Annotated in this window: 18 protein-coding genes and 1 pseudogene; 4 read left to right on the plus strand and 15 right to left on the minus strand. The window is 67.3% G+C overall.

Translation table 11 applies throughout. From position 1 onward, the window contains the following. Window positions 1-138: 138 nt before the first annotated feature. On the minus strand, window positions 139-342 hold the full coding sequence (locus tag ACFXPL_RS04670) for a helix-turn-helix domain-containing protein (RefSeq protein WP_359461316.1): 204 nt from the start codon (window positions 340-342) through the stop codon (window positions 139-141). 206 nt (window positions 343-548) lie between these two features. Here ACFXPL_RS04670 and ACFXPL_RS04675 point away from each other — a divergent pair, with 206 nt between their 5' ends. Next, window positions 549-806, plus strand: coding sequence for a hypothetical protein (locus tag ACFXPL_RS04675; protein WP_384912450.1), 258 nt, complete (start codon window positions 549-551; stop codon window positions 804-806). 10 nt (window positions 807-816) lie between these two features. Here the strand turns inward: ACFXPL_RS04675 and ACFXPL_RS04680 are convergent, their stop codons facing one another. From ACFXPL_RS04680 to ACFXPL_RS04740, 13 genes are all read right to left on the minus strand, one after another. After that, the gene (locus ACFXPL_RS04680; protein ID WP_384912453.1) at window positions 817-2,292 is read right to left on the minus strand and encodes an ATP-binding protein; all 1,476 of its coding nucleotides are present in this window, start codon (window positions 2,290-2,292) and stop codon (window positions 817-819) included. Window position 2,293: 1 nt separating this feature from the next. Next, window positions 2,294-3,133 carry a DNA primase gene (locus ACFXPL_RS04685; protein WP_384912456.1) on the minus strand — a complete coding sequence of 280 codons (840 nt, stop codon included), beginning with the start codon at window positions 3,131-3,133 and terminating at the stop codon, window positions 2,294-2,296. Continuing rightward, a complete protein-coding gene (locus tag ACFXPL_RS04690) occupies window positions 3,130-4,413 on the minus strand; it encodes a DNA cytosine methyltransferase (protein WP_384912457.1) in 1,284 nt (427 codons plus the stop codon). The genes ACFXPL_RS04685 and ACFXPL_RS04690 overlap by 4 nt, the downstream gene beginning before the upstream one ends. An 86-nt stretch (window positions 4,414-4,499) precedes the next feature. Continuing rightward, window positions 4,500-4,670 carry a hypothetical protein gene (locus ACFXPL_RS04695; RefSeq protein WP_384912459.1) on the minus strand — a complete coding sequence of 57 codons (171 nt, stop codon included), beginning with the start codon at window positions 4,668-4,670 and terminating at the stop codon, window positions 4,500-4,502. 211 nt (window positions 4,671-4,881) lie between these two features. Beyond that, window positions 4,882-7,041: a cell division protein FtsK gene (locus ACFXPL_RS04700; RefSeq protein ID WP_384912461.1), complete on the minus strand. Its 2,160-nt coding sequence runs from the start codon at window positions 7,039-7,041 to the stop codon at window positions 4,882-4,884. 53 nt (window positions 7,042-7,094) lie between these two features. Next, entirely contained in the window at window positions 7,095-7,415 is a 321-nt protein-coding gene (locus ACFXPL_RS04705; RefSeq protein WP_328895247.1) for a hypothetical protein, read from the minus strand. 80 nt (window positions 7,416-7,495) lie between these two features. After that, complete coding sequence (locus tag ACFXPL_RS04710; RefSeq protein WP_384912464.1) at window positions 7,496-7,879, minus strand: DUF6251 family protein; 384 nt, start codon at window positions 7,877-7,879, stop codon at window positions 7,496-7,498. Window positions 7,880-7,896: 17 nt separating this feature from the next. Then, the gene (locus ACFXPL_RS04715; protein ID WP_384912467.1) at window positions 7,897-8,292 is read right to left on the minus strand and encodes a DUF3307 domain-containing protein; all 396 of its coding nucleotides are present in this window, start codon (window positions 8,290-8,292) and stop codon (window positions 7,897-7,899) included. A 19-nt stretch (window positions 8,293-8,311) separates the two neighbouring features. Next, a complete protein-coding gene (locus tag ACFXPL_RS04720) occupies window positions 8,312-8,641 on the minus strand; it encodes an RRQRL motif-containing zinc-binding protein (RefSeq protein ID WP_384912469.1) in 330 nt (109 codons plus the stop codon). Then, entirely contained in the window at window positions 8,641-9,504 is an 864-nt protein-coding gene (locus tag ACFXPL_RS04725) for a protein spdB (RefSeq protein WP_384912471.1), read from the minus strand. Before ACFXPL_RS04725 ends, ACFXPL_RS04720 begins: the two co-directional genes overlap by 1 nt. Then, entirely contained in the window at window positions 9,501-9,785 is a 285-nt protein-coding gene (locus ACFXPL_RS04730) for a DUF6303 family protein (protein ID WP_384912474.1), read from the minus strand. The genes ACFXPL_RS04725 and ACFXPL_RS04730 overlap by 4 nt, the downstream gene beginning before the upstream one ends. After that, entirely contained in the window at window positions 9,785-9,982 is a 198-nt protein-coding gene (locus tag ACFXPL_RS04735; RefSeq protein ID WP_384912477.1) for a hypothetical protein, read from the minus strand. The genes ACFXPL_RS04730 and ACFXPL_RS04735 overlap by 1 nt, the downstream gene beginning before the upstream one ends. Continuing rightward, entirely contained in the window at window positions 9,979-10,245 is a 267-nt protein-coding gene (locus ACFXPL_RS04740; protein WP_384912480.1) for a DUF6284 family protein, read from the minus strand. Before ACFXPL_RS04740 ends, ACFXPL_RS04735 begins: the two co-directional genes overlap by 4 nt. Window positions 10,246-10,759: 514 nt before the next feature. Here ACFXPL_RS04740 and ACFXPL_RS04745 point away from each other — a divergent pair. From ACFXPL_RS04745 to ACFXPL_RS04755, 3 genes are all read left to right on the plus strand, one after another. After that, window positions 10,760-11,533: a GntR family transcriptional regulator gene (locus tag ACFXPL_RS04745; RefSeq protein ID WP_384912482.1), complete on the plus strand. Its 774-nt coding sequence runs from the start codon at window positions 10,760-10,762 to the stop codon at window positions 11,531-11,533. Next, window positions 11,530-12,057, plus strand: coding sequence for a GNAT family N-acetyltransferase (locus tag ACFXPL_RS04750; protein ID WP_384912484.1), 528 nt, complete (start codon window positions 11,530-11,532; stop codon window positions 12,055-12,057). Before ACFXPL_RS04745 ends, ACFXPL_RS04750 begins: the two co-directional genes overlap by 4 nt. 159 nt (window positions 12,058-12,216) lie before the next feature. Further along, the gene (locus tag ACFXPL_RS04755; protein ID WP_384912487.1) at window positions 12,217-14,241 is read left to right on the plus strand and encodes an ATP-binding protein; all 2,025 of its coding nucleotides are present in this window, start codon (window positions 12,217-12,219) and stop codon (window positions 14,239-14,241) included. A 697-nt stretch (window positions 14,242-14,938) separates the two neighbouring features. On the opposite strand, the pseudogene ACFXPL_RS04760 reads toward ACFXPL_RS04755, so the two are convergent. Beyond that, window positions 14,939-16,093, minus strand: a pseudogene (locus ACFXPL_RS04760) (IS3 family transposase). Between the last annotated feature and the right edge of the window lie 142 nt (window positions 16,094-16,235).

Below are 16,235 nucleotides of genomic sequence, written 5' to 3' on the forward strand. Positions count from 1 at the left end.
TTAACCCCCACCACCCCCCCCCCGCGTTGTCGCGGGGGTTGGTGGGGTAGGTCTTTTTCTACAACACCAAGCCTTGTTTCGCACCCTGGCGGGCGCCCCCGGGGGCGGGTTGCGGGGGCCGCCTCAGGGGTGCTCAGGTCAGTTGGGGAGAGGGGCGAGGTTCTCCACGTACGTTTCGAGATCCGCACGCCGGATGCGGCGGATGCTGCCCAACTTGATGTACTTGAGCGCTCCTTCGGCCATCAGCTCGTAGACAGTCGACCGGCCGACTGCGAGAGCTTCGGCAGCTTCCTCCGGCTTGTACAGGAGTCGGTCGACGGGGGCGGCGATCGCGGTGCTCATCCGGGGTGCCTCCTGGGCAGTTGTCTTTGCCTTCGGGGGTTGAGCTCAAGACCTCGGCCGCGCGTGTCCGAGGTCCGGATTTCTGCGTCATTGCGTCATCAGCGTCATTCGGGCTTCTGACCTGGCGTTTTGTGTGACGCACTGAGTTCGGCTGCGTCATCGGTGCGTCATGGGCTGCGTCATCCGTGACGCAGCCCATGACGCAGATGACGCAGGATGACGCAGAGGCCGTCGTCTGCGTCATGGTCGTATCCGCAGGTCAGGTGCCACTTATCGGCCCGCATGACGAACATGACGCAGGATCTTCCCTCCTAGGAAAAAGAGAGGGGCGTCTGTTGTGGTGCGGTGCGCCTTTCAGCGTGAAGAAGGAGCCGCTGCGCGGCACGACCTTGGGGCGGCGTTCCGCCGAACAGCAAGAGGAGCACGTCACCGAGCTGGTGCTCTTCTTGCTGTTCGGTCGGTGACTGCATGCGGTCAGAACGCCCGCTTCTGCTCGTGCTGGGCCCGGGCGGCCATGCGGGTCATTTCGAGGTAGCGGCCCTCGCTGGTACGACCGGTGTCGACGAGGAGGCCCCGGGCAGCCAGCGTCGGTTGGAGGCGCTTGAGCCGGTCGGAGAGGACTTTGCCGGTGGTCGCCCAGCCCTTGGGGAGGGGACGGAAGTCATCGCCGCTGTAGACGCCGCTGAGCAGGTGCAGCCACTCCGTGGATGTCATCCGCTGCGCCCCGCCCGGCTCGATGGTGTCGGCGTGCTTGAGGACGGTTTGCGCGAGGAGGTCACCCTCGATCACGTCGTCATTCAGGTCGTCCAGACTGGCCCGGTACGCGGTGAGCGCCCCGAGGCCGGTGGCAGCATCGAGCTGGGCGCACAGGTGCGCGAAGTCGGCCATCCGCAGATCGGTGGGAGTCTCCACTTCAACTGCGCGGACCTTCACCGTGAGGTCTAGCAGGGAGCCGAGAACGACCGGCAGCACCTCCGCATAGTCCAGCCAGAGTTCCGCCTCGGTCCGCCGGATGCTGGGCCGCTCCAGCCGCAGGGGCAGGAGTCGTTCGGCGAGGTCGGGCCGGATGACTCCCACGTCGATGCCGGTCAGGAGCAAGGGGCGGCGGTAGCCGACGCGGTGAACGTCCCCGTCGGTGAACAGGGCGCGTTTGACGCTCTCGGCTCCGGTGACGATGCAGCACATGGCGTCGGACAGGTCCGGCGTCATGTGGGACAAGTTGTCCAGGGCGGTGACCCATCCGGCCGCCACCGCCGCGATCAGGTTCTCCTCATCCTTCGGCGCCCGGCGCAGATCGCCGCTCATACCCTCGATGATCCGCACGAGCATCCGCCCGCCCGTGGACTTGCCCGCGCCCTGAGGCCCGGTAAGGAACGGGGCCGGTACAGGCACAGACGGCCCCAGGCAGCCGATGAGCCAAGCGATGGCCAGGCATTCAGTCTCAGCCCCCGCGAAGTTGCACAACCTGAGCAGCAGGTCGATGCCCTTGCCGTCGGTGTCCTTGGCCGGCAGCGGGAGTTCCCCAGTGAGCTGGGTGCGCCGCCAGCAGACCTCGCGGGGGTCGGGGGTGAGGATGTCCCAGCCGGTGGGGTGGATGCGTACGGACTGCCCGTCATCACGGCCCAGGTCCAGCCACGTGGCCCCGTCGTATCCGGGGGCGACGCGGATGTGGACGGGCTGCACGCCCTCGGTGAGTGCCAGGGCTTCGATCAGGTCGAGCGCTTCTTTGAGCGCGGTCCCGTTGAACACGCCGTAGCCGTCCTTGAACAGTCCGACCATGAGTTCCTGGCGGTGGCTACCTGTGGTGCCTTGTGAGCGGATCGGGCGGGCGACGGGGTGGCCGTTCTTCTGCGCGTAGACGGTGCCGTCAGCGGTGCGGAAGTACCGGAAGTGCTCCTGCGCGTAGTCGGTGATGATCTCGCGGGCGGGGTTCTTCTCGTCCTCGGACATGTCAAAGTCCCAACCGGGTGAGGGCATTGGTCCATGCGTCGGTGCAGTGCCGGGCGGTCTCGCCCTTGGCCTGCGCGGCGGTGAACAGCCGCTTGATGTGGGTGTCGGTGAGGCAGCCGCACCGGCCGTGGGCGGACAGCACCGCGAGGAAGGTGCGGTAGACGGTTGTGTGGACCGTGCTGCGGGCCTCGGTGATGCGCTGCTCGGCCAAGGTGATGCCCCGGTCCAAATAGGCGGGCATGCGGTGGGGGCACTGCCCGACCCCGGCCCGTGCGGGCACGGTGATGGCGCGGGGCGCCAGCTGGGCAGCGGAGGTTTCGTTGACTACCAGCGCGCGCACGATGTCCGGGAGTTCGGTCATGGTGCCGGTGCCGGGGCCGAGCCACCGGGCGTAGGACATGGACGACTTGATGTCCACGCCGTCTCGGACGCCGTTCACGGAGCGGCTGGTGCCTAGGTAGATCCAGTGTTCGCCCCGGGTCGTGGGTACGGTCCGCGTGGTGGGGAGTGTCTGGCGGGCCCAGGTGACGGCCTGGTCGTTGTCGAGGTCGACGACGGTCAGGCCGGCCCCGCCGGGGTGGTAGGCCACCGCCTGCGTCTGTTCCCACACGGGCGCCCACGGGCGTCCGGTGAGAACGGCGGGGTCGGTGGTCGCGGCGGCCCATGCGTGGCAGGGACGCGGGCAGTCGCAGGGCCCGGGCACCTTCATGTTCGGCCGGCCGCCGCACGCGTTGCCGCGGCAGGACCGGCAGTTTCCGAACGGCACCTTCCCCGCCCGCAACGGCAGCACCGGTACACGCCGTGCGGCCAGCTCCAGGGCATTCCGCATGTGGGCGTTCATGCGGCCACCCCCAGCGGGGCGGTGGTGTTCCACGCTGTGGGCACGACTCCGAGGAGCCAGGCGTAGGCGTAGGTGGCTTGTTGGGGTACGACTCCGTTGCCGATGATGCGGAGCTGTTCCTTGCGCGGGATGTCGGGGACGTTGGTGACCCAGCCGGCGGGCAGTCCCATGAGCCATTCGGCGAAGGCGGGTGAGAGGCGGCGGTTGCCGCGGGTGCCGGGCTCGGTCGGGCAGGGTGCCGGCCGTCCGGTGATGTGTTCCCAGCGGCGGATGGCGGGCCCGTAGTCGGTGCCGTCGGATGCGACCCACATGGGGTCGAGGCGGACGGCCTGGCCGGGGAGGTAGTAGCGGCCGGCCGTGTCGCGCTGGTTCGGTCCGCCGTGCGGCCCGTCCGACGCCTTCGGGGTCGGCAGCAGATTTACGACCACCTCGTCCAGAGGCCGGGAGTTACGGCCGAGGAGGTTGGACGCGCCGGACTTCCAGTCCCACGCGGCAGGGGTCGGAAACAGGCTGCGCACGGCGTCCGTCAGGGTGCTCCCGTACCCGTTTCCATACGGCGTCCCATCGGCCCTGAAATTCGCGGTCCCCCTCGAGTCGGCCGCTGTGGGCGTGGGAAACAGCCTCACCCCTCCAGGGGCGGTGCCGGGAGCCTGGTCACCGCGGTCCGCAGGTTCAACCCGCCCTTGCGCTTGGGAGAGGTGCCGGGTCCGCCAGTGCCGTCCGAGGTGGTGGGGGTCGGCATCAGCGGGATGGGCAACTGCGAACCAACGGTCCCGCGGGTGCGGGGCGCCGATTTCGGGGTCACCAGCTCGTAGACATGTCCACCGGACGTCATACCCGTGCGCGGCCAGGTCCGCGGCGACGACGTCCAGCCCCCTCGAGCGGAGCGCCGCCACGTTTTCCAGGAAGACGTAGCGCGGTCGAATGACGCCCACAGCCTCAGCGACGTTCTTCCAGACCTTCGACCACTGGCCATTGATCCCATCCCTTCGTCCGGCGTTGCTGATGTTGCGGCACGGGAACCCGGCGCCGACGATGTCGGGCCGGTACAGGTCACGGACCCGCTCCCAGTCGATGCGGGTGATGTCCCCGAGGTTCGGCACCCCGGGGTGGTGGGCGGCGAACACCTTCGCCGCGTAGAAGTCGTTCTCGGCGTAGGCGACCGGCACACCGCCGGTCCCCGCACCGATGGCCGCTTCCAGACCGCCGTAGCCGGCACAGAGACCTAAGACGCGTGGCCGGTGTTCCGGCACTCGCCGGATGTCAGTGCGTTGCATCATGCTGGGTGTCTCCAGTTCTCTTGTGTGAGCTGCTGGACGACGGCGGCCCCGGTCATTGGCGTGAGTGGGGGCCGCCGTCGGCGTAGCTAGTCGCAGGTGCAGTCGGGGTGCTCGCTGCTGCCGTCGGCGCCGCATCCGCAGCAGTGCGGGTAGAAGTAGGGCTCGGTGCCGTCGGTGGGGTCGCACCGTTCGCAGTCGAGGTACTCGGGTTCCTCGTCCGCGTCGTAGTCGTCGTGGTCGGTCTGGGTGTTGGTCACGCGGTGCCTCTCGGGTGGGAAATCGGGGCTGTGGAGGGGTGCGGGAAGGCGGCGGGCACCCCCCTTTACCGGCCTTACCTTGCAGGTCAGGGCCCATTACCTCCCCCTCTACCGGGGTAAAGGGCCCCCTCTACTCCGGGGCCCCTGCCGAACGGCCCGGGACGGGCCGCGGTGAGGGTGTCCGGTGGGGGTGGGGTAGTGGGGGACCCCTCTACCTGCCGGTGCTGAGCAGGATCTCGGCGGGTACGGCGGCCTCGATGTCACGGCGCTGGTATCCGGCGCCGTTGGAGCCGCTGATCTTGACCTGCTTGCTGGTCCGCTTGACCCCGGCGGCTTCGAGTGCGGCGGCGAGCTGTTCGGCGTTGAAGTCGCCGTAGACGTCCTCGTCGAGATTCACGAGACCGTTCAGCAGGTCGGTGGTGAACATGCGCGGGCTGTGGCGCATGACTTCGAGCGCGTCCGAGACGATCGGCGGGACGGTGACGCCGGCCGCGTCGGCGGCGGCGGTCACGTCGCCCGCGGCCTGTCCGGTGAGCTGTCCGGCCTGCTCGCGCAGGATCCGCCCCTTGCGGCACAGACCGGCGAACGATGGCCCGTCCAGGTAGTCGGCCCGCACGGTGACGTAGGACGCGGGTCCGGTGACCAGGACACCGACACCCTTGTGTTCTTCCGAGAGGACGGAGGCGTCGGCCCCTTGGGCGGCCTTGCCCTTGCCGAGGACCATGTCGCTGCTGGCCCGGTCGACGACCTGTGTCGAGTAGCGGATGGTGATGATCTCGCGCAGCTTGGTCGGGACGCTGTCGGCGTCGGGGCGCTGGGAGGCGAAGTTGGACACGAACCCTGCGGCCGGGCCGCGTCGGGCGATGCGGCACAGGTCGTTGATGACCTGCTCCCGGTCCTCCCGCTCCATCGCGGTGAAGTACTCCTGCAGTTCGTCGATGGTCACGAAGATGACCGGCACGTTGTACTTGGCGACGATCTCCGGCGTCAGCTTGCCCTCCGGGCACACGGACGTCGGCAGGTCCCGCAGCAGCGCGAACCGGCGTTCCATCTCCACCAGGAGTTCGGCGAGCATCGCCTTCAAGGCTTCGATCGCGTCGTCCTCAGCGCCCATGACCAGGCAGTGCGCGACGGCCTTCATGGGCATCCAGTCCGCGCCGCCCTTCCCGTCGGCGACGTAGTGCCGCACGAACGGGTCCAGCAGCCCGGCAGAGGTCAGCAGACGCTGCGAGAACGTCTTGCCCCGGCGGGGCAGACCGCCGAAGAACATCGACTGCCACATGACCGGGATGTTCACCCGCACCCCGCGGGCGTCCTGACCGAAGGGGACCGGGTCCCAGATCGAGAAACGCTCGGCCGTCTCGAACGGGGAGGGGTTCAGCGGTCCGAGGTAGGGGTCATCATCGGCGACCCACATCGACACGCGGCCGGCGTTGCCGCCCTTGGCCGCACGGACGCGGGACATGATGACCTGGATCTCATCGACCCCGAGTTCCTGCGCGATGACCTCACGCTTGGCCAGCACGTCCGAGGCGGTCTTACCGCCACCCCGGGGAAGGTCGAAGATCACGGCCCAGCCACGGCCGTCACGGACCGGGCCCATCGAGCAAGAAACCCGCGGGGCGTCCTTCTCGTCGTCCCCCGCACGGCCGCTTTTCAGGAGGCCGGCGGCACGCAACGCGTCGTTGAGCTGCTGCGCGGACATGTCCACCCGCAGCGGCGGCGCACCCTGGTCCAGGAACTGCGTGTCCTTGCCCCTGCCCAGGTAGGCGAGCGGCGTGATGACGGCCCCGGCGATACCGGTCTGAAGGATGGGGTCGGCCAGGATGATGCCGATCGCTGCTGCGGCCACACCCACGGCGGCGGCACCGAACCGCCACCGACGGGACCGGGTCCGCTCCGCATGCGCGATCTGCAACCGCACCGCGAGCTCCACGTCCTCGGGCCGGGCCTTGCTCTGCGCCCGCAGCGCCTTCACCGCGGCGGTGTGGTCCTGCGCGGACAGTGTCGGCCACATCCCGACCGTGGCGCGGAAGAAGCCGCGGGCGGCCAGTAGCACGGTTTTGACCAGGTACTTCGGGGTGCGGACCGCGTGATAGCGCGAGTGCCACCACGTGAGCCGCACCAGGGCGGCGGCGTTGGCCTTGATGGACGCGGCCGACCGGGCCCACGCCGGCAACACCGGCGCGTCCGGGACGGTCAGCCAGTCCGACAGCGGGTTGTCGGCCCGGTCGACCGCCTCGATGCCCGGGACCACCGTGGCGGTGTCGGGCGTCGAGGCGGTCTTGGTCAGCGGGTCGGAGGTGGGGCGGTGGTCGTCCAGGTGGTGGAGGGTTCCCATGTCGGCGCCCTCGGTGGCGAGTTCGGTCATGACGGGGTGTGCTCCTGTCTCACATCGGATGCGCGCGGGGACGTGCAGGGTGGTCAGCGCTCGGCCCGCAGTACGGCGCGTTCGGCGCGGCGTACGGCGTCCTCGGCGGCCTTGCGGGCCTGCCGGGCGGCGGGGCGGTCGGTGCGGGGCGCGGTGCGCTCGGCGGCCTTGGCGTTGGCCAGGGTCTGGCGGGCGTCGGCCTGCACCTGGTGCAGGGCCCGCAGTTCCTGCGCGCCGCGCTCGGCGGCCCGCTGGTCGATCTTCTCGATCCGGGCCTCAAGGCGGGGGTCGACGCAGTCGGCCATGGCCTGGCGGAATCCCTTGCGGAACAGCCGGGCACGCTCACGCTTCTCGGCGGGGGTGTAGCTCTCCATCAGGTGTGTCCTCCCAAGCGACGGGCCGGGCTGTCCGGTCCTGCACCCGCCCGGTACGAGACCGGACGGACACAGGCACGTCAGCCACGGCGACGCCGCGCCCGGGACACCGACTTGGAGGCCGCCTTGCCCTCACTGCCCCCGATCGACTTCACGACGGTGACGACGCCCCACGCGGAGACGGCGGCGAGGAACGCGAGCATGGCGAGATTGGCGGCGATGGCGGTGAGGACACCGACCAGAAGCGGGCCGAAGTAGACGCCGGCCGCAACGGCCCCGGCGCCGACGCCGGAACCGAGCGCGATGCGCTGGACGGTGCGGTCGGGCGGGGCGTGGTGGATGTGCTGGACGATCTGCTGCGGGCCCTGCTGGACGGGCAGCGACTGGGGGTCGGCGTAGGTGTAGGTGCCGTCCGGGAGCTGGATCACGGTGAGCGCCCGGTGGGCGGGCAGGTTCGGGTTCATGCCGGTTCCTTCCGGGGTCAGGCCGCGAGGGCGAGAGCGGCGAGCACGAGGGCGAGGATGTGGGCGGTCTGGTCGACGTGGGCGGCGCCGCCGTGCTGGGCCCACTGGGCCTGACCGGTGCGGTTCATCCACCACTGGACCGGCCACCGACGGTCGATGAACGCGTGGGTGGAGCCGATCCACAGCAGCGCGGCGACCGCGACCGGGGCGGACAGCGTGACGCCGTCCAGGACAGCCGCGCCGATGACCAGGGCCGTGCCGCAGGTGATGACGTGCGTGCCGGCGTGCCGGAGGTTCGCGGCCCACCCGGCGGGGCACTGGTCGGCCTTGTGGGCGGCCTGGTGGTCGGTCTGGAACGGGTAGTCCGCGAGGAGGTGACCGAGGTAGAGCAGAACGAACAGGGAAGCGAACACGGCGGTGAGTCCTTCCAGGTCAGATGCTGTGGGAGTCGTGGCAGGGCACGCACATGCCGAGCGAGCGCGGGATGCAGTAACCGGCATCGCGGCGGCAGTTCGGGCAGGTGCGGCGGGCCCGCATGGCCTTGGCCAGCGCTTCGGTACGGCCCGGGGTCATGGGGCGTACGGGCTTGGCGTGGTCGATGCGGTAGAGGTAGGCGACCAGTGGTTCCCGGCGGCGGCGCGGGCGGTGGAGTACGGCGGCGACGTCCTGTCCGCCGGGCCGCAGCCCCAACGCCCTGAGCTGCCTGCGGGTCGCGTATCCGTCCGGGGCCAGGCGCCACCGGAACTCGGGCAGCGTCGCCATTACGCGACCATGCGTTTCCACGCGCTCCGCAGGCGGACTTCGGAGGCGGAGTGGCCGGCGGCCCGGAAGCGGGTGGCCATCTCGCGGTAGGACAGGGCGGGCGTTTCGCTGTGACGGATCTCGTCGACCAGCGCGTCCAGCGCGTCATCGGTGAGGGCGGGTGCAGCTTCCAGGGCGAGGGCGGGGACGGGCTCGGTGGGTCCCCATACGGGGAGTTCCCATCGGGGTGTGACGCCGGGTGTGACGGGGGTCGTCACGCTGGTCAGGGCCCTGCTGGTGTCCTCGCCGTTGCGGGCTGTCTCCAGCGTCGACCATGCCTGTGAGAGGGTCTGGGCGGTCTTGGCCTGGACGCGTGCGACGCGTGACCCGGCTTCCGTCACGGCTGTCAGCCGGGTCTCCTCGGTCGCGGCCTCGGCCCGCAGCCGGGCCCGGGCCACGGCCGCTTCGTCGCGGGCCTCCTGCTGGATCCCCCGGATCGAGCCCAGCGCGGTCGGGGTGAGCGCGGTCTGTTCCCACAGCCCGTGGACCAGCCACAAGGCCTTGGCCGCGATCGGGAGCCAGGCCACGGCCAGCCACGCGCCGGCGGACTCCTCGGCCAGCAGTGCGTGGGCGACGAGGACGCCGGTCGCGATCAGGCCGAAGGCCCAGCCGACCCCGGTGACCACGCGGCTGTGGTCGCCCTGCGCGGCGAGGCGGCGTTCGTAGGCGAGGGTGGCCAGCCAGCCTCCGTCGATCCCGAGACCGACGACCAGAGCGACGGGCCACGGCATCGCCGTGCCGAGCCACATCATCACCACGGCCAGCGTGAGGACCATGGACACCGCCGTCATCGCAACGGCCGGCAGAACGGTCTTGGCCCTCACGCCGCACCGCCCCACAGCGTGGGCCGGACCCGCACCGAGGCGATCAGCCGGACCGGCGACGTGGGTTCGCCGGGGGTGTCGCTGTCCTCGATCCAGGACCACTCGTCACCCGGCGCGCTCTCGTAGCCGAGCCCGTTCAGCGCGCGCTCGCGCTCCGCGACGGTCGGAACCGCGGCCGTGCGGTTCCAGATGTGCTCGGGCCACGCGGTAGGGGTGTTCAGCAGCGGGACGTACAGGTGCCACGTGCCGCCACTGTTCGACATCTGCGCGGGAAGCGTCATCACGACCGCTCACCGCCCCGCCGTGCACGGCTGTAGCGCACCCAACCATGGACCTGGATCAGCACGCCGCCCGTGGCCAGCCACCGCCACGACGACTCATCCAGCAGGGACGCCAGACCCGCACCGGCCACAGCCAGTGCGATGCCGGCGAACACGACGACCAGAGCGCCCCGATCGGAGGTGAGGTTCACGCTCATGCCGCACCGCCCGTCAGGGTCGACGTGGCGCGGTTGGTGAGGTCCCGCCGCGCCGCCAGGACCCGGTTACGGGCCCGGCGCACGCGCCGTACGTCCAGCTCGTTCGCCGGCCGGTCAATGGTCATGATCTCCGCGTCCAGCAACTCGACTTCCGCCCGGATGAGCGGCATCTCCGCCTCGATCGCGTCCAGCTCAGGCCCCGTCGGCTCGAAGTCGAGCGACGCGGCCGTAACAAGGTTCTGAAGTGCAGCGATGTTCTGCATGGGTCGTTTTCTCCTAGTCGTGGGACGGCCCAACAACAGCGGCCCCGGTGTGTCACCACCGGGGCCGCGCGCCGTCTGCGGGTGAAGCAGGAAGAGGTGTTCCGGCTCCCCTCGGCCCCGCCCGTACGAGACGGGCGGAGGAGGCAACCGGCCGCAGCAGCCGAAGCGTGTGCGGTGTGGTTGACGTGCGTGTCTCCTTCGGGGGCGACTCCCGTTTCACGGAAGAGCCGCTAGCCCGTTGTAGGCAGAGACATGACCTTTCGGTCTCGTGCCATCCGGTTGACAAGGGATCCGGTGCCCTCCCCCCGACCGATGCGGGGCTCCTGTGCCGTGCAGCCCACCGCCATAGGCAGAGGGAATAAGCCGCAAGCAAGCACACTTGAAGGAGCTGCACCGCTTGCTCAACTTGTTGGTACAAGCTGATGCAGTGATGGTGCACCAACAGACTGTGAAGCGTCAAGCGATCGGGGCCCACATGTACCAACAAGTTGAGCGAGTGCGTCATGATGGAGTCATGAGCAAGCAGCCGAAGTACCGGCAAGTCGCGGATGCTCTGCGCCGCGAAATCGACAACGGGACGTATCCGCCCGGGGCGCGTCTCCCCTCGGAGAGCGAGCTGTCGGCGCGCTTCGACGCGTCACGGAACACGGTGCGGTCCGGGCTTGGCCTGCTCGTCACGCAGGGGCTTGTCACGTCCAGCCAGGGCCTCGGGTACGAGGTGGCCAAGCATGAGGTGTTCGAGCTGAACGCCTCTCGGTTCGAGAACCTGAGCTTTCCGCAGAACGGCGACGCATACAGCACGGACGTCACGGCTGCGGGCCGCCGGCCGCACCAGACGTTCAGGGTCGAGATTCTTCCTGCGCCGGCGGAAGTGGCGGAGCGGCTCAAGGTCGACCTTCAGTCACGCACCGTCCTGCGGTTCTGTCATCGGTATGTCGATGATGTGCCGTGGTCGACCCAGGCCACGTACTACCCGGCTTGGCTGGCCGATGAGGCCCCCAGACTTGCGGAGCCGGGCGACATCGAAGAGGGCACTACTCGATACCTGGCCGCTCATGGGACCGAACAGATCGGGTACTTCGACGAGATCTCGACCCGCATGCCGACCCCGGACGAGGCTCGGTTGCTGGAGATTGGTGCGGGGGTGCCGGTGCTGCTCTGGATGCGTACTGGGTACTCGGCAGAGCGGCCCGTTCGCTGCACCATCACGACGTTCCGGGGCGACCTGAACCGGATGAACTACGAGATCGGCGACCAGGCCGCGCGAAGCGAGAACGAACCCCAGTGAAGATCACCACCGCATGCCCGGACGACGTGACCAAGCTGTTGGCCTTCCGCGAGGAGGCAGCGGCTTGGCTCACGCGCCTCGGTAGCGATCAGTGGCAGCGCCCCTATCCGGCTGATCGGTTGCTCGCCACGATCGAGGCGGGTTCCGTCTCGATGCTCATGGACGGCGACGTGACAGCTGCCACCATCACGCTCACGCCGGACGTGGAAGAGGGCCTGTGGACAGAGCAGGAGTTGACCGAGCCATCCAGGTTCGTCACCAAGCTGACCGTCGCGCGCACGCATGCCGGGCAGAACCTCGGTGGTCGGCTTCTCGACTGGGCGGGCGACAAGGCGTACCGCGAGGGCGCGAAGTGGCTTCGCCTGGACGCGTGGACGACGAATGAGGCACTCCAGCGCTACTACCTCCAGCACGGATTCGAGCACGTCCGGACTGTGCGAGACGGCGGCGCCGTGAACGGAGGTCCACGCGTTTCAGGGTGGCTTGCCCAACGTCTAGCAGCGCCGGCCGACCATGGTTTTTGACGACTCGGCCCGCTAGGCGGCGCTGGTCTTCAGGGCCAATGTTCCGACCCCGGGTGGCTAACGCGGTGACGGTGTTCCCAACCGCCGTCATCGCACCGATACTGACGGTAGTCGACGCGGCGAGCACGCCGTTCGATGGCGCGTCAGGGGGAGGGGTCCATGGGGAGCATCACGCTGCGGGTCGAGCAGGACCATGTCGAAGGCGTAGCCAAACTGAACGATCCGGTAGGTGCGGTAGTCGAACTTATCTGGAACGCACTGGACGCGGACGCAACTAATGTCACGGTAGAAATCGAGCGAAACGAACTCGATGGCATAAGCAAGGTGCTTGTCTCAGATGACGGCCATGGAATGGTGTCGGAGGCCTGCCCGTCTTACTTTGACAAGCTAGGTGGCTCGTGGAAGAAGACGTCGCTCGTATCCATGGGTAAGCATCGAGCTATGCACGGCAGGAATGGACAGGGGCGCGTTCGGGCTTTTGCTCTTGGTCAGAATGTTCGTTGGGTCACCGTTGGTGAGGGGATCGATGGAAGGGTCAAGACTGTCGTCCAGGCTGGCCGTTCAGCGATGCGTGACTATCGAATTGATACGGTAGGGCTTACTTCTGAGAAGTGTGGGACAACGGTTGAGGCCTGGGGGGCCGTCCCTCACCTGGACCGATTGCTGAATTCTTCGAAGGTGGTTGCGGCGCTCACGACTGAGTTTGCCCTGTACCTCGAAACGTACCCGGACTCTTCGATCACGTATATCGGTACTCGGGTGGATCCTGGCGAGGTGCAGGTGCACTCCGCTGTGTACCAACTCAGTCAAGTTGGTGACTTCGTTGCTCCTGAGCTGAGAGTCATTGAGTGGCGGAAAGTAGTCACACGCGAACTTGCGTTGTGTGATTCCATGCGGATGCCGCTGGTGAAGCTCCGACCGGAAATTCAGGCGCCGGGCTTTAATTTTACGGCGTACCTGTCTTGGCAGGGATTTGAAGATCGCCCCCTGGACCTTGCCTTGGTGGATTGGGACGAGGATTCGCCAGCCTCGGCAGTGGTGGAGCAAGCTCGGGAGCGCTTGCGTGAGCACTTTCGGAGCAGGGTCGATGCTCGTCGTCGTGAGCAAATTTTGGAGTGGCAGCGTCAGGAGGTGTATCCCTACAAGGGGGAGCCTGCGGAGCCTGCGGACATTACCGAGAGGGAAGCGTTCGACACGGTCGCTACGACTATTGCCAAACATATTCCAAAATCGCACAAGGCTAAAAGGGCGACGCTGGGTCTACTCAAGGAGACGCTAGCTGCCAAACCGGATCACACGCCGGAAATTCTTGACAAGTTCTTTTCCTTGTCGCGTCAGGAGAAGGAGGAGTTGGGGTTCCTCTTGCAACGCACAAGCCTGACGTCTCTGATTCGCACCTCCACAGAGGTGACTGATCGTCTTGATTTTCTTCGGGCCCTGGAAATCCTTCTCTTTGACTCCGAGTCAAGAAAGGTGACAAGGGAACGAGACCAGTTGCATACGATTCTGGAGAACGAAGCCTGGGTATTCGGTGAAGAATACTCGCTCATGGTCAGTGAGCGCGGGTTCTCGGAGGTTCTTCGGAAGCATCTGGCCATCTTGAGGGCGCCTGAACCCGAAGATACTACCGTGCGGCTTCTGGGTGGAGAATCAGGCAGGATCGATCTCATGCTTTCCAAGACGACGGTGTGGGCGCAGAAACCCCACCACTTGGTTGTGGAGCTAAAGCGCCCTAATGTCAAGCTTGGGATGAACGAGTTTGGCCAGCTCGTAAAGTATGCGTCTACCGTTATGGCCGACGAGCGCTTTAGGGCGAATGAGGCGAACTGGGATTTCTGGCTTATTGGAAACTCGATGGATGACACCTTGCGGAGCCTTACTCGGCAGCCCAACCTTCCTCCTGGCCAGGCTGGCACATCCGGTTCCCACGCAAGGTTGTGGGTTCGTGAATGGAGTGAGGTCATTCAGGAGTGTAAGCAGCGACTGCACTTCTACCGGGATAGGCTCGAATATCAATCCACGGACGAACATGCGCTGGAGTATCTCGCCCGCAAGCATGCAGATGCGACGCCGACCGTTCTACTGCCAGATGATGTGAGCGCGACGGTCGGGCCGGTCGCGATCGTGCCGGCCTCCCGACGGAGTCTCCCAGCGACTGACGCACGCTCTTCGGCGCAGGGTTAGAGCCTTCGATCTGAAGAGCTGCGGGGCGGGGTCTCACTTAGGGTCTCAGTTGACCCTCCGTCCGGTGCCGTCCAGTGCCGTCCGGCGAGGTACGCAGAACGCCTTGGCCTCACTCTCTTTCGGGTGGGCGGACGGTGCCGGACGGCTGTGGAAGAAGATCGGACAACTCGTAATGCGTAGGTCTCGGGTTCGAATCCCGAAGGCGGCTCAGAAGAACCCCAGGTCACATAGCCCGTGACCTGGGGTTTTCTCTTTTGGTGACCGCGATATCACGGCAGATCGGTCACTTATGGTCTGTTCGCCCCAATGCGTAGGTCGCAGGTTCGTTTCGCTGTCGCCTGTGAGCTCTGGCAAGGCTCTGACCTGCTGTTCTGGTGCAGTTGAGCTCTTCGGTGACCCCGTGGACACTTGCTCCGGTGGACAGCCGGTGGACAAGCGCGCGTGACGCTGTGTCAGGGAGACCTGCGTCTTACGAGGGAAGGGGAAGGCTTCAGGTGCCTGCGGAGGGGCGGTCGGCCGGAAGGCTTCCTGTGCTGTTCCTGCATAGGGAAGAGGCCTATGAGTATCAGCTGCCTGTCGCTGTTCCTCCAGCCTGCTGGTCGTCGGCGGCCGTCATCTTCCTCACTGTGTGTGGGGAGTGCGGCGACCGTTTGTGGGCTGGGCCAAGTGCTTCAGGGGGAAGGGGTCTGCTGCAGGTTTAGGTGACAGGTCGGGTCACGCGGCCCGGAGGGCCGGTGAGGTCATGACGGGTTTCGAATTCGACGGGGGTCAGCCGACCGAGGGAGGCCTGTCTGCGGCGTCGGTGGTAGGTCCGCTCGATCCAGGTCACGATCGCGATCCGCAGGTCCTGGCGGGTGGCCCAGGTCCGGCGGTCGAGGACGTTCTTCTGCAGCAGGCTAAAGAACGACTCCATGGCCGCGTTGTCTCTTGCCGCCCCGACCCGCCATATCGATCCGGCCGGCCGGTGTCTGCTGAGCGTGTGGACGAATTCGCGGGACCGAAATTGCGATCCACGGTCGCTGTGCAGTACACATTCCGCGCCGGGCCACGGCATGGTCCAGGGCCGCAACCGCCAGGCGGGGTGATTCGATGGAGTAGCCGACGATCCGCTTGCTGAAGACGTCCTTGACCGCGCAGAGGTACAACTTTTCTTCGCCCGTGGGATGTTCGGTGATGTCGGTGAGCCAGGGCCGGTTCGGGCCGTCCGCGGTGAAGACGCGGCGGACGAGGTCGTCGTGCACCGGAGGGTTGGCCTTCTTGGCCCGGCCGTGCTTCTTGCCGAACACGCACCACCTGATGTCCCGGCAGATCCGCCACGCGGTCCGCTCCGCCATAGCCGTCCCCGTGCTGCGGGCTTCGTCAGAGAGGAAGCGGTAGCCGAGCTCCGTGTCCTCGCGGTGGGCGTCGAACAACGCGTTCGCACAAGCGGCCTTCTCGAACTCGGCATCGGCCAGCGGCCGTTCCAGCCAGCGGTAGTAGGGCTGTCCGGCGAGCTTGAGTACCCGGCACGCGACCGTGACGGGGCATCCTTCCTCGGCCAGCACCTTCACGAGCGGGCAGATCCTTTCCCGGCAGGTTCGCCTGCGGCAGATAGGCCGCCGCCCGGCGCAGGACCTCGTTCTCCTCTCCAAGAGCTTGATCCGCCGCCGTGCTTCCCGCAGTTCCGCATTGTCCTGGATGTCGTTCCGGGTTTCACTCCGTCGTCGATGTCCGCCCGGCGCATCCACTTCGACAGCGTCATCACGTGGACACCGAAATCGGTGGCCACCTGCTCCAGCGTCACACCCGGACCGCGGTTCCTTGCGACCCGCACCACATCGTCCCGGAACTCCTCCGGATAAGGCTTCGGCACAACGACATCCTTCCCACCCGCCCTGCAGGGCGAGCCAGTTCAGATGACACCCGATCGTGCGGCAGACCCCAGGGCCGGGCCCGCCCCGAGGAGGGTGGCGTACAGGGGGGTGCCCCTATCTGTTTCGTCAACCCCGGCGGGT

This window comes from Streptomyces sp. NPDC059092, from assembly GCF_042756365.1.
Taxonomy (GTDB): domain Bacteria; phylum Actinomycetota; class Actinomycetes; order Streptomycetales; family Streptomycetaceae; genus Streptomyces.

What these genes read in the sequence shown, in the direction of transcription:
- ACFXPL_RS04680 (WP_384912453.1), bottom strand. Translation starts at nt 2,292, where the DNA reads ATGTCCGAGGACGAGAAGAACCCCGCCCGCGAGATCATCACCGACTAC.
- ACFXPL_RS04740 (WP_384912480.1), bottom strand. Translation starts at nt 10,245, where the DNA reads ATGCAGAACATCGCTGCACTTCAGAACCTTGTTACGGCCGCGTCGCTC.
- ACFXPL_RS04685 (WP_384912456.1), bottom strand. Translation starts at nt 3,133, where the DNA reads ATGAACGCCCACATGCGGAATGCCCTGGAGCTGGCCGCACGGCGTGTA.
- ACFXPL_RS04720 (WP_384912469.1), bottom strand. Translation starts at nt 8,641, where the DNA reads ATGGCGACGCTGCCCGAGTTCCGGTGGCGCCTGGCCCCGGACGGATAC.
- ACFXPL_RS04675 (WP_384912450.1), top strand. Translation starts at nt 549, where the DNA reads ATGACGCAGGATGACGCAGAGGCCGTCGTCTGCGTCATGGTCGTATCC.
- ACFXPL_RS04700 (WP_384912461.1), bottom strand. Translation starts at nt 7,041, where the DNA reads ATGACCGAACTCGCCACCGAGGGCGCCGACATGGGAACCCTCCACCAC.
- ACFXPL_RS04710 (WP_384912464.1), bottom strand. Translation starts at nt 7,879, where the DNA reads ATGAACCCGAACCTGCCCGCCCACCGGGCGCTCACCGTGATCCAGCTC.
- ACFXPL_RS04670 (WP_359461316.1), bottom strand. Translation starts at nt 342, where the DNA reads ATGAGCACCGCGATCGCCGCCCCCGTCGACCGACTCCTGTACAAGCCG.
- ACFXPL_RS04755 (WP_384912487.1), top strand. Translation starts at nt 12,217, where the DNA reads ATGGGGAGCATCACGCTGCGGGTCGAGCAGGACCATGTCGAAGGCGTA.
- ACFXPL_RS04690 (WP_384912457.1), bottom strand. Translation starts at nt 4,413, where the DNA reads ATGATGCAACGCACTGACATCCGGCGAGTGCCGGAACACCGGCCACGC.
- ACFXPL_RS04705 (WP_328895247.1), bottom strand. Translation starts at nt 7,415, where the DNA reads ATGGAGAGCTACACCCCCGCCGAGAAGCGTGAGCGTGCCCGGCTGTTC.
- ACFXPL_RS04735 (WP_384912477.1), bottom strand. Translation starts at nt 9,982, where the DNA reads ATGAGCGTGAACCTCACCTCCGATCGGGGCGCTCTGGTCGTCGTGTTC.
- ACFXPL_RS04730 (WP_384912474.1), bottom strand. Translation starts at nt 9,785, where the DNA reads ATGACGCTTCCCGCGCAGATGTCGAACAGTGGCGGCACGTGGCACCTG.
- ACFXPL_RS04745 (WP_384912482.1), top strand. Translation starts at nt 10,760, where the DNA reads ATGAGCAAGCAGCCGAAGTACCGGCAAGTCGCGGATGCTCTGCGCCGC.